The organism is Sorangium sp. So ce394, assembly GCF_051474665.1.
GTDB classification, from domain to species: Bacteria; Myxococcota_A; Polyangia; order Polyangiales; family Polyangiaceae; genus Sorangium; species Sorangium cellulosum_D.
Genome location: NZ_CP150339.1, coordinates 3,049,945 through 3,064,645 on the forward strand (window position 1 = coordinate 3,049,945; position 14,701 = coordinate 3,064,645).

The 14,701-nt window shown below is 69.7% G+C and carries 14 protein-coding genes; 11 read left to right on the top strand and 3 right to left on the bottom strand.

Annotated features, from left to right (window positions below):
- Position 1: 1 nt before the first annotated feature.
- Positions 2 to 679: a hypothetical protein gene (locus WMF33_RS11410; RefSeq protein WP_437337157.1), complete on the bottom strand. Its 678-nt coding sequence runs from the start codon at positions 677 to 679 to the stop codon at positions 2 to 4.
- A gap of 440 nt (positions 680 to 1,119) precedes the next feature.
- Between WMF33_RS11410 and WMF33_RS11415 the strand changes: the two genes are divergently transcribed.
- The 4 genes from WMF33_RS11415 (at position 1,120) to WMF33_RS11430 (ending at position 4,205) form a co-directional block, all read left to right on the top strand.
- Positions 1,120 to 1,860 carry a TetR/AcrR family transcriptional regulator gene (locus WMF33_RS11415; protein WP_437337158.1) on the top strand — a complete coding sequence of 247 codons (741 nt, stop codon included), beginning with the start codon at positions 1,120 to 1,122 and terminating at the stop codon, positions 1,858 to 1,860.
- A gap of 19 nt (positions 1,861 to 1,879) precedes the next feature.
- Positions 1,880 to 2,305 carry a VOC family protein gene (locus WMF33_RS11420; protein WP_437337159.1) on the top strand — a complete coding sequence of 142 codons (426 nt, stop codon included), beginning with the start codon at positions 1,880 to 1,882 and terminating at the stop codon, positions 2,303 to 2,305.
- A 34-nt stretch (positions 2,306 to 2,339) separates the two neighbouring features.
- A complete protein-coding gene (locus WMF33_RS11425; RefSeq protein ID WP_437337160.1) occupies positions 2,340 to 3,311 on the top strand; it encodes an SDR family NAD(P)-dependent oxidoreductase in 972 nt (323 codons plus the stop codon).
- Positions 3,312 to 3,614: 303 nt separating this feature from the next.
- Positions 3,615 to 4,205 (top strand): hypothetical protein, encoded by a 591-nt coding sequence (locus tag WMF33_RS11430; RefSeq protein ID WP_437337161.1) that lies wholly within the window; start codon positions 3,615 to 3,617, stop codon positions 4,203 to 4,205.
- An 83-nt stretch (positions 4,206 to 4,288) separates the two neighbouring features.
- Here the strand turns inward: WMF33_RS11430 and WMF33_RS11435 are convergent, their stop codons facing one another.
- Positions 4,289 to 5,182, bottom strand: coding sequence for an NAD(P)-dependent oxidoreductase (locus WMF33_RS11435; protein ID WP_437337162.1), 894 nt, complete (start codon positions 5,180 to 5,182; stop codon positions 4,289 to 4,291).
- 359 nt (positions 5,183 to 5,541) lie between these two features.
- Between WMF33_RS11435 and WMF33_RS11440 the strand changes: the two genes are divergently transcribed.
- The 7 genes from WMF33_RS11440 to WMF33_RS11470 all read left to right on the top strand — a co-directional run bounded on the left by WMF33_RS11440 (position 5,542) and on the right by WMF33_RS11470 (position 13,552).
- On the top strand, positions 5,542 to 6,156 hold the full coding sequence (locus WMF33_RS11440) for a hypothetical protein (protein ID WP_061625345.1): 615 nt from the start codon (positions 5,542 to 5,544) through the stop codon (positions 6,154 to 6,156).
- A 219-nt stretch (positions 6,157 to 6,375) separates the two neighbouring features.
- Positions 6,376 to 7,872, top strand: a complete 1,497-nt coding sequence (locus WMF33_RS11445; protein ID WP_437337163.1) for a hypothetical protein — start codon at positions 6,376 to 6,378, stop codon at positions 7,870 to 7,872.
- Positions 7,872 to 9,059 carry an ARPP-2 domain-containing protein gene (locus tag WMF33_RS11450; RefSeq protein WP_437337164.1) on the top strand — a complete coding sequence of 396 codons (1,188 nt, stop codon included), beginning with the start codon at positions 7,872 to 7,874 and terminating at the stop codon, positions 9,057 to 9,059. The genes WMF33_RS11445 and WMF33_RS11450 overlap by 1 nt, the downstream gene beginning before the upstream one ends.
- Positions 9,060 to 10,143: 1,084 nt before the next feature.
- Positions 10,144 to 10,644 carry an RNA polymerase sigma factor gene (locus WMF33_RS11455; protein WP_437337165.1) on the top strand — a complete coding sequence of 167 codons (501 nt, stop codon included), beginning with the start codon at positions 10,144 to 10,146 and terminating at the stop codon, positions 10,642 to 10,644.
- Positions 10,641 to 10,928 (top strand): hypothetical protein, encoded by a 288-nt coding sequence (locus WMF33_RS11460; RefSeq protein WP_437337166.1) that lies wholly within the window; start codon positions 10,641 to 10,643, stop codon positions 10,926 to 10,928. Before WMF33_RS11455 ends, WMF33_RS11460 begins: the two co-directional genes overlap by 4 nt.
- Positions 10,929 to 11,137: 209 nt before the next feature.
- Positions 11,138 to 11,623 (top strand): hypothetical protein, encoded by a 486-nt coding sequence (locus WMF33_RS11465; protein ID WP_437337167.1) that lies wholly within the window; start codon positions 11,138 to 11,140, stop codon positions 11,621 to 11,623.
- Positions 11,624 to 12,508: 885 nt separating this feature from the next.
- Positions 12,509 to 13,552 (top strand): virulence RhuM family protein, encoded by a 1,044-nt coding sequence (locus WMF33_RS11470; RefSeq protein ID WP_437339466.1) that lies wholly within the window; start codon positions 12,509 to 12,511, stop codon positions 13,550 to 13,552.
- Positions 13,553 to 13,588: 36 nt separating this feature from the next.
- Here the strand turns inward: WMF33_RS11470 and WMF33_RS11475 are convergent, their stop codons facing one another.
- Positions 13,589 to 14,656, bottom strand: coding sequence for an IS1 family transposase (locus WMF33_RS11475; RefSeq protein WP_437339467.1), 1,068 nt, complete (start codon positions 14,654 to 14,656; stop codon positions 13,589 to 13,591).
- Positions 14,657 to 14,701 lie beyond the last annotated feature (45 nt).

The window sequence follows — 14,701 nt, forward strand, 5'->3', positions numbered from 1 at the left end:
ATCAGTTGATACCCTTTACAGGCGCTCCCCGCGCTTCGAGTCGGTTGAGCGCGCTCGCGACCGGCTCGGGTAGCCCGTGAACGAGCTCGCGCAAACCGTCCACGAGCTGCTGTGTGACCCTCGCGCTGACCAGCAGCTGTTGCTCGGCATACGCACCCTGCTCTTCGCACAGCGTGACGCGTCGCCGAATCGACGCGGCCTCCTCGGGAGCACCCGCTGGAACGGTCGCGAGTAGGGCACGGAGCGCCGCCGCCTCGGCGCGAGCGTCCACCAATCGCGCAGTGAGCCGGCTTCGATCTGCAATCACGTAAGCAGCAGCCTCCTTCGCGTCGGCGACCATCTCTGCGAGCTCGTCCGGAGACTTCGGTTTTGCCTCGGTCCGCTGTTGCCGCCCCTGTGCTCCGCTCGGTCGAGTCGATCGACGCCGCCAAGCCCGATCCTTATTGAACTGCTTGAATGCGGCGGCGACCGTGGCGCACGCATCGGCTTCGATGACCGCCACCCGCGCCTGCGCGCCCATCACTGCGGCCGCGACGGTGTCCCGAAGGCGTCGTGCCGCCTCGTAGTCCGCCCACGTCTCCTCGATGTCACGTCGCATCCGGGGCGCGGAGCGCGCGCTCTTCGTCCCGGCCGCGAAACGCTCGCGCGCCAAGTCGTGACGGACCTCCAGCGCGTCCACGAAACGCTCCACGCGCACCAGCGCAGCGCGGAGCGCTGCCTCCTCACTTGCCGCCTTGGGTCGGGAAGTATGCCTGCTCGCGCTCGCGCGTCTGCCCATGGAATGAGCTATCGTCGAAGTGTCAGCCCACGGCTACCGCGTTCAGGTCCGGACGCGCAGTTGGAAGCGTGGCGTCGCGTCGGGGAGGCCACCCAGCCGGCGCCGGCCGCGACGCCGGCGGCGTGCTGGGCGCGCACGGCGGTCAGGGGACCGCGGAGCAGGGGACCAGGCGCGTCGCGACAGCGCGCCCCCTCTGGCGGCGCCGGCGTCCAGCGGCTCCGCGCCTGGCGGGCGACCCAGCAGCGCCGCCACGCCGGCAACAAAACGACACCGAGCGGTTTCGGAACTTGACAGTATCGAAACTAAGCGGTATCGATATGTACAGAGGGTGAGGTGACCGTATGACCCAGAACGAGGACGAGCCCGCCGAGGTCGAGCCCGCGAGGCCGGGGCGCAAGCGAGACCGCTCGCGCGACGCCACGATCCTCGAGGCCGCGCTCGAGGTCCTCGCCGACGTGGGCGCAGCGGGCTTGACGATGGACCTGGTGGCCGCGCGGGCCGGCGCCGGGAAGGCGACCATCTACCGTCGCTGGACCTCGAAGGTGGAGCTCGTCATCGACGCCGTGGCGCACATGAAGCGCAATCAGGTCGACATCGAGCATCTGCCCGACACGGGCACGCTCCGCGGAGACCTCCTCGGCCTGTTCAAGCCGCAGTCGATCGAAGAAGGCGAGCGCAAGCTCAAGATCATGACCGGGCTCGCCTCGCTGCTCTCGCAGGAGCAGGCGCTCGCCGAGGCAGCGAACAGCGCGGTCGTGGAGCCGTGGGCCGAAGCGCATCTCGCGCTGATGCAGCGGGCCGTGGCGCGCGGCGAGATCTCGGCGTCCGCCGACATCGCCACCCTGTCCCAGGTCGTCCCGTCGATGGCCGCGTACCGCACCCTGGTCCAGCGCAAGCCGATCGACCTCGCCTTCCTCGTGTCGATGGTCGACGGCGTCATCGTGCCAGCCCTCCGGAATCAGCCCTCCGGCGTGGGACAAGGCTCGACAGGCCGTCGGCCTGATCCCACCACCTCACCGGCCGACGAATCCGCGCCGGCGCCCCGACGGGCCGCGCGCGCGCGGACACGCTCGAAACCCTGAACCTGCATAGGAGAACGCCATGACCGTCAGCGTTACCAACCACCTCAACTTCCGCGGCGATGCCCGAGCGGCGCTGGAGTTCTACCAGTCCGTGTTCGGCGGTGACCTCACCATCGTGACCTACAAGGACGCCCACAACGTCCAGGCTCCGTCGGAGGCCGATCAGGTGATGTGGGGCCAAGTCGCCGCCAAGAACGGCTTTCGCGTGATGGCTTACGACGTGCCCTCCCGGACGCCATGGGAGCGAGGCGAGAACGCGTTCTTCGTCTCGGTCCGCGGCGACTCGGCCGCCGAGATCTCCGCGCTCTGGGAGCAGCTCTCCGCTGGCGCGACCATCGTGCAGCCCCTTTCGCCGTCGGGGTGGACCCCCCTGTACGGCATGCTCAAGGATCGCTTCGGCGTCACGTGGGTCCTGGATGTCGCGACGGAGTACAAGGCGTCCTGAGCGCGCGGAAGAGCGCGCGCGCAAGGAGACAACGATGACCCCGTCGTTTGGATCGACGTCGACCACGGACGAGGTGCTCGAGGGCCGCGATCTCAGTGGCAAACGCGTCTTGGTCACCGGCGTGTCCGCCGGCCTCGGCGTCGAGACGGCGCGCGCGCTGGTCGCCCACGGGGCCCACGTCGTGGGCGCAGCGCGCAACCTCGAGAAAGCGGAAGCGGCGACCCGCGGCGTGCGAGCGGCGAACGCCGGCTCCGGACGGCTCGAGCTCGTGGAGCTGGACCTCGCCTCGCTGGCCAGCGTGCGCCGCTGCGCCGACGATCTGCTGAGGCAGGGGGAGCCGTTCGACCTCGTCATCGCCAACGCCGGCGTGATGGCGTGCCCGTTCGGCCTGACCGAGGATGGGTTCGAGCTGCAATTCGGCACGAACCACCTCGGCCATTTCGTGCTCGTCAACCGGATCGCGTCCTTGCTGCGGGCGGGCTCGAGGGTGGTGTCCCTCTCGTCCGCGGGGCATCGCTACGCGGACGTCGACCTCGACGATCCTCATTTCGAGCGCACGCGTTACGAGCCGTTCGTCGCCTACGGGCGCTCCAAGACCGCGAACATCCTGTTCGCGGTGGAGCTCGATCGACGCCTCCGCGAGCGCGGGACGCGCGCCACCGCCGTGCATCCGGGCGTCATCGCGACCGAGCTCGGGCGTCACCTCCCCGGCGACTCCCTCTCGACCCTGGTCGAGCGAATCAACGCGGACCTCGCTGCTCAAGGCAAACCGCCGTTCGCGCCGAAGACGATCCCCCAAGGCGCGGCGACCTCGGTCTGGGCTGGCGTCGTGGCCGAGGCGGACGAGGTCGGAGGCCGCTACTGCGAGAACTGCCACGTCACCGCGAGGGTGACCCTCGACCCGATCGATCCCATCAGCGAAGGGGTCCGTCCGTATGCGCTCGATCCCGAGCGAGCAGCGGCGCTCTGGGCGAAGAGCGAAGCATTCGTCCGCGAGCGCTTCTGAGTCGACGGCCGGAGGCCATGGGTCTCCACCTGCGGCAAGATCTTGCCGGCAATTCCGGCAAGCCCCGGCAAGATCTTGCCAGTCTCCTTCGCCGATCGTCGTCGCCTTGACCTTCGCGCACGTCCGGAGGCCTGATGTCGATAGCCAGTCCTCGCCACGTTTACGCGCGGATCGAGCGCGCTCGCCCAGGTCCCGTCCTCCTCGCCGGGCGCGCGGCACGATCATTGAAATGAGCGGGGCAGAAGGGGACGGACAGCGCCAAGCGCGCTTCCGACAACAACAACCCCTTGGAGGAGGTACATCATGGGCTTTTATGGACCGGTCACGACGCATGGTCTCGAGGCGACGGCCGAGTTTCGCGCCACCGGGTTTGGCGGGGTCGTGGGCGTGCTTGGCATCAAGGTGAGCGGCGAGGCGCAGAACTTCACGTCCGGGTTCGTGCTGGTGCGGGACGAGAAGTTCGTCGGCGGCCTGAGGTACAATCTCATGGGCTGGACGGGCCCGCTGGGGAAGGGGGATTCGCCCTTCCATCACGAGCAGGGCTTCGATCTCGGCGCGATGCCGCCCGAGGAAATCGTCATCGCGTCGGCCAGCGAGACGATCCGGGTGCCCGTCAAGCTGCCGAAGGCGTCGGCGTCGGCGGCGGCGCCCACGCCCACGAACACCGGGCTGCCCGCGCCGCTCATGGGCGTCGGCTCGTCGACGAAGCTCGATTACGACGAGGCGTACGGCGCGGCGCTGCGCGATCTGGTCGCCAAGTGGAAGCCCGAGCTCCTCGCGAGCCGCGAGATCGCCCTGTACCGGCAGGAGGTGACGTTCCTGGGGCTCGTGCTCGGGGCGCCGACGTTCCGGCTGACGGTCACCCTGATCGCGCCCGACAAGGCTGCGAGCTGACCGGCGCCGCGCGGTCGCGCGGGAGCGAGCGCGCCGCGCCGGCTGCGCCGCTCCCCGCCCGACGCGCGGCCTGCGCGGACCCCTCAGCGCTGGTCGGCGCCGGCCTGATCCTGAATGGCGTTGAACACGGCGGCCATCTCATCGGCGCCGTGGCCGAGCTGCAATGCCCGCTTGAAATACGACAGGATGAGCTCCGGGATGCGCCGGTCGACGTTGTTCTCCCGGCTGAGACGCGCGATGTGCTCGAGGGCGCCGGTGTGGATGTCCAGCGTGCAGTCGGTCCCCTTGAAATCGCCGGTCGACAGCATCTTGTTGCACATGTCGGCGGTGATCGAGATGAGCGGCATGATCGCCTGGTACTTGGCGAAGTAGGCGTCGAGGGGGAACTTCTCCGACGCGCAGATCGCCGCCCCGTGCAGGAACGACAGCGTGGCGCCGTAAAAGCTCTCCAGGAGAGCGCAGTCGAGCGCTGCCGCGGCCCCGATCGGCTCGCCGACGTGGGAGGTTGCCCCGCCGATGACGCGCAGCGTCGGCTCGTGGCGGTCGTAGAGCCCCTTGGGACCCGAGTAGAACACCGGCGTCTGTTCACCCCCGATGTAGCTGGGGTAAGCCATGATGCACCCGTCCAGGTAGCCGATCCCGAGCTCCGACGTCCATGCCGCCCCGCTGCGGGCGTCGCTGGGCGTGCCGCTGGTCAGCTGTACCAGCGTCCGACCCTTCGCGGCCTCGGCCACGACGGGCGCGCGGAGGACCTGGTCGCTCGCTTCGTAGTTGGACAGCGAGATGATCGTCAGGTCGCTCTCGCTGCATGCCTGTTCGGGCGTCGCCGCCACCTTCGCCTGGCCCTGAAACGGCGCTGCCTTGCTGTGGGTCCGGTTCCATACGGTCACCCGATGACCGGCGTTGATGTAGGCGCGCGCCAGCGCGGCGCCCATTTGACCCAAGCCGATGATGGACACGGTCTCTTTGTGCGACATGATCTGGTTCTTCTCTCCTGTGATCGCCTGAGGGTCTCCGAGCGCGCGCTCCTCACCCTCTCTTCTCTGGCGCGACCGATTCGAGCTGACCGCCGTCGAGGACGCGGGCGAGGCATGCGCACCTGCCATGAGGACGAGCGCTTCGTGCGAGCCCTGCGGCTGCCGAGGGACGCCAGATTCAGAGCCTACCGAGGGCGGAGGAAAAGTAAAACGATTCGAGGAGGTCGAGGGCGGATCGTCATGCCCGCTTGAGGTGGCGGAAGCAGGTGTTTCCCGCGTCACGCCCCTTCCACCGGTCACCGGCCGGACGGGGCCTTGCGCGTTGGTGCCCCGCGCCCGCCGGGGTACGCTCCCGAGGCATGGCATCACGTCTTCTCCTCGAAGCGGCCTCGGTGTGCGGGCTCGCCCTCGGCTGCGCGGCGTGCAAGCCGGCGGCGGAGCCGCTGCCGGCCCATGTGCGCGTCTCCATCGATGGCGCGGTCATCAGCCCGGCCAAGGCGGATGGGCGCCAGTGGGACGGCATGGGCACGGTCCCGGCGGGGGCGCTGACCGCCATCGGCGACCTGCTCCGCACGGCGCACCCCGCCGCGGCGGCCGCCAGCGCGGCGGGGTACGCCGCGGAGGCGGCGGGGGCGGGCACCGAGCCGCCGGAGCCGTTCGGCTCGGCGGAGCTGTTCGCGGGCGGCCGGTCGCTCGGCCGGCTCACGCTCGATCGCTCGGGGCAGCGCGACACCTGCACGCCCGGGTGGAAAGGCCCGCCGACCTGGCGCCGCGTGCCGCTCGCGCCGGACGTTCACGTGAGCGGTGAGCTCATCGACCGCGACCTCGTCAACGACGACTTCATCGGGAGGTTCGCCATCCACCGCGATCACCTCATCGAGGCGCTCCGGGCGCGCACGGTGTATCCGGTGCCCGTCGGCAATCAGGCCGCCGGACAGGTGCTGTTCGTCTGGATCGAGGTCTGGCCGGAGTAGACCGGCGCGGACCCCGTCCGCGACCCCGAGCACGCGCGGTGCCTGCGCTGCGCCTGCGCGGCGCAGCGCCGGTGAAGCAAACCTGCTCGGCCGGTTCTGCGGTGCGCCCTCCCGGTGTATCCTGCCGGTTGCCGCCCGTGGGACTCCGGGGCGATTTCCGAGCCCAGTCTGGTTACTGTCGTAGGTAGATCGCCCCACCATTCCCCGGGCGGCTTTCGTATGCCGCCCGCGCCCCCCGCACGCTTCCATACCGAGCGCGTCGAGCGCGAGGACCTCGTCATGTTCATCAACGCCTGCTTCGCGTGCACCGGGCAGGCCGAGTTCTACGGCTCCTCCGGCGGCCAGGTCGTCTCCGTCGACTTCCTCCACGAGTACATTCTCGGCAACTACCGCCGCCTCTACGCGCGCACGCTCGCGGCCGGCATCAACCACTTCAACCAGGCGCGCATCGCCGTGAACCTCCTCGCGACCGGCGCCGAGACGCCCCCCGCCGATCGGCGCGAGGAGGGGCTGCTCATCGCGGCCGCGCTCCGCGAGCTCCCGCCGCAGCGCGCGCTCCGGGCGCTCCGCGAGCTCCGGGAGCGGCGCGTGAACAACCGCCGCGCGCGCGCCGTCATCCGCGACTACCTCGCCGGCCGGCCCGACCCGGCCTTCGACGCCGTGAAGTACCGCGCCCACGTCCGCGCGCTCGCCGTGCACGCCCACCTCCGGCTCCCGGGCGAGATCGGGCCGTTCCTGTTCGAGCCCGGGCGGCGCGCGCCGTTCGAGGCGCCGCTCCTCGAGCGCGCGCGGCAGGCCCGCTACGCGAAGGAGGCGATCTTCGACCTGCCGCTGACCGTCGCCGAGGGCCTCGCCGCCGCCCGCGGCGTCTCGCGCGACGAGCTCCTGCGCCGCGCCGCCCCGCGCATGACCGAGGGCGAGCGCCTGCGGCTGCAGCGCGCCGCCGGGCGCGAGGACGTCGACCTCGCCGTCGACCTCGGCCGCGCCCCGCTCACGCGCGTCGCCCTCTACGCGCTCTCCCTGCCCGAGGCGGCGCGGCGCGACCGCCGCGACGAGCTCCACGCCGCGCTCGAGCGCGCCGCTGCCCGCGCGCTCCGCCGGAGCCCCGCCGCGCTCGGGCGCGTCGCCGCCGTGCTCGACCGGAGCTACTCGGCGTCCGGATCGAGCGAGAAGCGCCGCCGCCCGCTCGCCGTCGCGCTCGGCGTGAGCTACCTGCTCCGCGCCGCCGCGAGCGAGTACCGCGCGTTCTGGACCGCGCCCACGCCGGACGAGATCCTCGTCGGCGCGCGCGGCCAGACCGATCTCGCGACGCCGCTGCTCGACGCGCTCGCGTGGCGGCCGGACGTCGTGATCGTGGTCTCGGACGGCTTCGAGAACGACCCGGCCGGCGCCGCCGCCGAGGTCGCGCGGTGCTTCCGGGCGCGGCTCGATCCGGGGCAGCGCACGTCGATCGTCCACATCAACCCGGTGTTCGACAGCGAGCGCTACGCGCCGCGCGCGCTCGGCCCGTCGATCCCGACGGTCGGCCTGCGCGACGCCGAGGATCTGCCGACGGTCCTCGGCTTCGCGCGGTTCGCCGAGGGGACGGCGCCGCTCGCGGAGCTCGAGCGTTACCTCGCGCGGCGCGCGGACGCCCTGCTCGCGCGGCACGCGCGGCCCGCGCGGCCCACTGATGGACCGGCGGAGGCGCCCGCGGCGGCGCCCGAGGCGCCCTGATGGCGAAGGGGCCGGCCCTGCTCCAGTCGCTCTCGCTCCGGGGCCTCACGGCCACGCACGCCCAGGTCTTCGCGGGCGTGCGCCTGGTCCCGCTCCTCCGGTCCGCGCCGCGCGACGACCTGCGCATCGCCCGCCGCCGGTACGACGACCCCATGGCGCTCGTCGATGTGGGCGACGGCTCGTACTACTGCTCGAGCTACGTGCCGCACGCGCTCGTGGTCGGGTGGACCGAGGACGGCTCGCCGGTCGCGTCCTACGGCGCGGCGCTCGCGGGGCCGGCCGACCGCAACCCGCTCGCCAAGATCTGCCGCGGCGTCAACGTGCTCCACCGCATGGTGCGGCGCGAGGCGCGCGGCGAGGACCCGGCGGAGCGGAACCGCCTGCGCCTCCTGCCGCAGCACCTCGCGATGGAGGGCTTCCTCGCCTTGCACTTCAACGCCCCCGAGATCGCCTGGTCCGAGTACTCGCGGCGGGCGATCTCCCGCGGCCTCGATCCGCGCACCGAGGTGTCGCTCTCCGGCCGGGCGATCCCGAGCCTCGAGGACGCGCTGCGCGTCTTCGAGATCCACGAGGGCCAGAGCGGCCTGCTGCTCTTCGTCGGCGAGCTGCTCGCGTCGGTGTTCGTGGTGTCGCACCCCGACGACTACTGCGCGCTGCACCGCACGCTGATCGAGGACTTCTTCGAGCAGACGCTGCTCTACGCGGCCCGCCACAACGGCGACAGCCAGGCGCTCGTGCATCCGATCGACGAGGCGCAGATCGGCTCGCTCGACGACCTGCGGGCCGCGCTCGGCCGGGCGCGGGCCGAGGCCGGCGCGCTGCACGTGGACACGGCCGCGGGCCTGCTCGGCCGGCCGAGCGCGGCGCAGCGCGTGTACCGGGCGGGGCCGTTCTCGCTGCAGCGGTTCATGACCGAGCTCGATCCGGCGCTCGACAACCACATCGGCGAGGCGATCGTGCGCGACGACGGCTCGCTGGAGTACGCGAAGACCTACCGGCTCTCGGCCGGGCAGGTGCGGCGCGCGCGGCTCCTGGAGCAGCTCGCCGCGCACGGGTGGAACCTGGACGCCACCGCGGCGGCGCTCCGGATCGCGCGCGACCAGCTGCTCCGGCGGATCGACGGGGAGGGGTTCGGGTATCTGATCGCGGAGCACGTGCTCAAGGCGGCGCTGAAGCGGACGCGCTAGCCGGAGGGGCGCTGCGCGAGGCGATCGAGCGAAGCGCGCGTGTTGAAGTTCAAGTGCCTTGTCCGGCGGGCGCGTCACATCGGCGCTCGGAGGTCGTCGTAGCTCGGCAGCGCTCCATCGTTGACGCCGATACCGAAGTTGAACGAGAGCTCCGGTCCCTCGAGGCTTTTCAGCATCGTGAGCTTGGGGTGAAAGGCGACGCCCACGCTCGGACCGTCGTTTCTGTCCCGGCGTGACCAGCGGCCGCAACCTGGGTCGCCTCGGCCTCTGTCTTTGTGCCAAACGAGGGGACGGAGACGGCGATCTGTGCCGTTTCGGCGTTTCGCTGTGCCAGGGGAGGGGGGTCCGGGACCGGCACAACCGCAATGCATTGCGACACACCGGGGTCCGGACCCCTCGAGAACGCTCTGCGGAGCGTCAGAGAAGGCGGTTTTGTGCCAAAAATCGCTGTGCAGCTCCCATTTTTGTGCCATTTGCCCCCTGAGAACGCGTTTTTTTGTGCCAAGAGGGGGGGCCGGACCCCTCCGGACCGCAATGCAGAGGTGGTGGTCGCGTTTGACCCCTCTGCGTGATTGAGGTGGTCGCAGTTGGATCCCGGGCCGTAGGCTCCGGCGGAAGTAGTGCTGCCCGCGTGCGTTGGCGCGCACCGGGCAGCGTGGCCGAACCCCGAATCCCCGGAGTCCGACATGCTGACCGTAGTCCGTTCGCCTTCGGGCGAGCAAGGCGGAGGTGCGCCCGCGCGCCGCCGCCGTGCCGCACCTTGTCTCTCCTTGACCCCCACGCAGCGCAAGCGCCTCCGGGCGGCGCTGCGCAACCTCCGTACCGCGTACGGCACGTGGGGCTGCCTCTCTGCCGTCATGGGCGTCTCGCGCGACAGCCTCCGCTGCATCGCCCGCGGGCGCGACAACGGCTCCCCCGCGACCGCGCAACGCGCCGCCAAGGCGGCCGGTGTCTCCGTCGAGCAGCTGCTCGGCGGGCTCGTCGCGGCTGACCGCTGCCCGACATGCGGGAGGAGCGGGTGAAGCCCAGGCGGAAGGGGGCTCGACGCCCGCCTGCCGCACGACACCCCAGGAAGAAGCCGACGATGCAGGCGCTCCTCGCAGAGCGCGGCGTCATCGTCGCCGTGCTCATCTCCAGCGGCGTGCCGCAGCGCGACCGCGACGACGTCGCGCAGGACATCCTGCTCGGCGCGTGGCGATCCGTGAAGCGCGGCATGTACCGGCCCGACCCCACACAGGACGCCCGCAAGGCGTTGCGCGCGTGGCTGTTCGGCATCAGCTGGCGCAAGACCGGCCACTACCTCCACAGCGCGTGGGTGCGGCGGGCAGTGCTTCATGCGCAGCCTCTCGGCAGGCTCCGCGAGCTCGCGGGCATCGACCTCCACGCCCAGATCGAGGCGCGCGAGGTGCTGGAGGCGCTGGCAGACCTTCCGGACTGGCAACGCGAGGCGCTGCTCTCCGTGGACGACCCCGAGAGCCTCGTCGCGTACGCCCGGCGGCGCGGCATGAAGCCGGGCACGGCGGCGTCCAGGCTCAGGATCGCCCGCGAGGCGCTGGCCCTCAAGCTGAGGAGGTGGCGCCGATGAGCCACCGACACCCCAACCAGCGCGTCCGCCTGACGCTGCCGGCCACGTACGTCACGCGCACCATCACGGCCGCGCAGGTCCACAGCTACCTCGACGACATGAAGTGGGTGAAGGACCCCAACGGCCCGCTCCCGTCGCCCGAGAACGGCGACGTCTCCCTCACCCGCATCGTCACCATGATCGCCGCGCACGAGGGCCGCTCCCCCGGCGCCGTCCTCGCCGACATCGCCGACGGCAAGGGCTTCGAGCGCTGGGTCCGGTCGCGCAAGACCTGGCCGACCTAGAGCGGGCGGCGCCCACAGGACCCGCGCCGACCGCGGACTTGCAGGCACCGCGTTCGGCCATCCTGTGGAAAACTTGTTCAAAACATGTTCGTTCCCTGTGCGTAACTCCAGCCACGGGCGTTTCGTTCCGGAAATGCTGTTTCGAACCGTTTTGTCATTGCCGCGCCTCGGACGTTCCCGTACACCTCCTCGTACCGCTGAGGTCGGGCATGGGCAGGCGCGAGCAGATAATCCAGGTCGGGGCCAAGATTCAGGCGCTGCGAAGCGAACTGGCCAGACTGGAGTACGAACTCGATCTCCTGCTGGAGGCGGACGACGGCCCTGTGTCGCCTCGACAGGTCCATGATCCCGCCGTGGTCGCAGCGCACGAGGCGGAAGCCAGCGCGGCCCAGCGAATTGTCGGTCTGCTGGACGAGTTCCCAGACAGGGACTTCGGCGTCTTGGAGATCTCCAAGCTGCTGCAACTCGACAACGTGCAGTCTCTGAGATCGGCGCTCGGGCGGCTTGCTCGCGAAGCCAGGATCTCGAGGTCGGCCACCCGTGGCCGCTATCGCTCGGCGGCGCCTCTGCGACTTGCGGACGCAGCCGACTACGCTGATGATGACGAGGACGAGTTCGGGAAACTCCTTGGAGGAGTTCCGCGCGAGGGCATGAACGGCGAGTTCCACGCGACGGAGGCCTTAGCGGACGAGTAGCCCCCGAAAAAACTTCGGGCCGGTAAGGGCGTGCCACCGCCCCCAACGGCCCGGGCCGGTTTCAGCAACCGGCTTGCGCAGCACAACCGGCCCCCTGAGGGGAAGGTCAGCGGCACCTCACAACCGCCACCTTACCCGCTTGAAGGGTGCTGCGCAAGCCCCTTTCCGCGACCTTCGTGTCGCAGCGGGGATAGGTGTGCCATGCGATCAAACGATCGCGTCTCTAGAGCGTGAATAGGCGCCGGCCGTGGGTACGGCCACGCGCACCGGCAAGCCCCCACATTGCGTCTTGGCGAGCTGGTCTCGCCTTGGCGTACCGTGCTTCACGTTCTCACAGGGAGGCCATATGGCCGCAGACGAGCCCCGTCCGGGGTACAGGTTCGTGTACGTGTCGAGCTATTGGCACCATGGGCTGAAGCGTCGGGTGTACGCTTCAGAGTTTGGCTACCAGGCCATCCGTCTGGAGGTGAGGATCGATGGTCCTCGCCGCCAGCCGCCTGACCGGAAGCCAAACGTTCCCAGCGCCGCGACCGCCGCGCCTGTCCCGAGACGGAGAACCAGCAAGACGCCGCGCCGGTAACACCGACGCGCGGCCCGCACACCCGGCTTCGCCGTGGGGAGCCGGGTGTGCGTTTATCTAACGATGACTCAACCATGTGGCCGTGGGCGCCACCGGAATTGGCTTAAGCGCGCGTTATGGTTGCAGTTTGTTGGTGAGACCTGACGGAGAGGTGAGCGTGGGGCAGTCTGGTGTTGCCGGTGTAGGTGGTGGCTGCGTGAGAGGTGGACCGATGGGGCTCATGGTGCTCTCGTCCGGCCCCGCGTTCATGGTACAGAGCGGTTTGCTAGCCGATGAGCGCATCGATCCAGGGAGTGACGGTAGCAATGAGTGATGAGCCCAACGACGACATCGTCTCCGCCAGGGGCGAGATCATTCTGTACCCGACCGAGGATGGACGGAGCCGTGTGGAGTGTCGCTTCGAGCATGACACCCTGTGGCTCTCCCAGTCCGCAATGGTGGAACTGTATCAGACGTCCAAGGTCAACATCTCCCTACACCTGAAGAACATCTTCGAGGAGGGGGAGCTCGACGAGAAGGCAGTTGTTAAGTTTTACCTAACAACTGCCTCGGACGGGAAGAACTACCAGGTACGACACTACAACCTCGATGCGGTGTTGGCGGTCGGGTACCGCGTACGCTCACCGCGCGGCACCCAGTTCCGTCAGTGGGCGACCGCTCGCCTAAGCGAGTACCTGGTGAAGGGCTTCGCCATGGATGACGAGCGGCTGAAAAACCCGCCCGGCCCAGGCGTGCCTGACTACTTCGACGAACTACTTGAGCGCATCAGGGACATTCGAGCCAGCGAGCGCCGAATGTACCTGCGGGTCAAGGAAATATTCGCGCTGGCAGCAGACTACAACCCAACTGATGCAGACACGGTGATGTTCTTCCAGGTTATCCAGAACAAGCTGCATTTTGCTGCCACTGGAAAAACTGCGCCAGAGCTGATCCAGGAGAGGGCGGACCACAGAAAGCCGAACATGGGTCTCAGTACCTGGAAAGGCTCTGTCGTGCGCAAGGGTGACGTGACGGTCGCGAAGAACTACTTGCGGGAGCATGAAATTGATGAGCTCAACCGCATCGTTGTGATGTTTCTGGATTACGCCGAGGATCAGGCGAAGCGGCGCAAACAGGTTTTTATCCGGGAATGGCAGGAGAAGCTCGATGCCTTCCTGTCGTTCAACGAACGTCGCGTTCTCTCAGGCGCTGGCAAACGAAAGCGACAAGACGCCGATAACCATGCGGAGCGCGAGTACGAGCTTTACGCTGCCCGCCGGCGTAGAGACATCGAGACGGAGGCCGAGGCTAGCGCGATGAAGCAGCTCGAAGAGGTCGCCAAGCGATTGGCGAAGTCGAAACCCAAGTGAACGTCGACTTGCACGCTGCGCTATCTATGGCGTCGGTCACCACGCGCCCTCGAAGAGGCTGAGTTGCACCATCCTGCGCGGCCCCGGCGCAGGCGGCGGCTCTGACGGCGGGGGCTCTGGCTCCGGCGTGGCCGCCGCGGGCGCGGTAGGCGGCGGCTGCGGCGCGACGGGTGCGGACGGCGCGGACCCGCGCGAGACGAGCCGGAGCCACCCCTTGCCCCCGGGCAGCTGCCGGACCGGACCCGTCTGCGCCGGCAGGGTGAGCGCCTGCGGAACGGGCGGCGCGGCAGCGGGCTCCGCGAGCGCGGCCCGGACGAGATCCTCGACCGACCAGAGCTCGGCGACGAGCCCCGCGGCCATCGCGGGCGACACGCGCAGCGAGGCGTGGACCCGCGTCAAGTTGTACGTCGCGACCGAGAGCGCGACGGCGGCGCGATGGCTGCGCATGCTCTTGCTGAACGACAGCGCGAGCCTGCGCTTGCGCCCGTTGATGTGCCGCGCCGTGAGGTGGTAGCGCTCGACGCCCGAGGTGCTCATCCGCTTTGGGTCGGGCGCGCCGAAGACGGCCGTCTTCCGGATGAAGTTCGCGTCCCGCGCGGGCTCGTACTTGTGGTCCGGGGACTTCGCGTACCCGTACTGCTTGATGACCTGGCCGTAGTCCGCGCAGCCGCGGAACGACGCTTCGACGGCCGGCACGTACAGCGTGAGCCCGTCGCTCGTGATCTGCGGGACGACGAGCACGCGGGCGCGCAGGTCGGCCAGGAAGGCGTCGGTCGTCGCCTGGTCGCGCTTCCCCACGGCGTAGGAGATCACCAGCTTGGAGCGCTTCGCGAACGCGGTGTAGGTGAAGACGTCGCCGTACTCCGCCGGGTCCTCTTCCGTCACGCGCTTGTCCTTCTTCGCGATGAACGACCACTGCTCGTCCAGCTCGATGTCGGGCTCGCACAGGCCCTCGACGAGCCGGTTGTGGACGCGCGCGCAGCCCTCGCCAAGCTCGACGGCGAAGCGGAGGATCGTGCTCTTCGCCACGCCGGTCATGCGCTCGACGGCGCGCACGCTCGTCCCCTCGACCAGCGCGGCGGCGATGCGCACGCGGGTCTCCATCGGAAGCACGTTCGCCACGGGCCCCTTGCCTCTCCCCGGACGGTG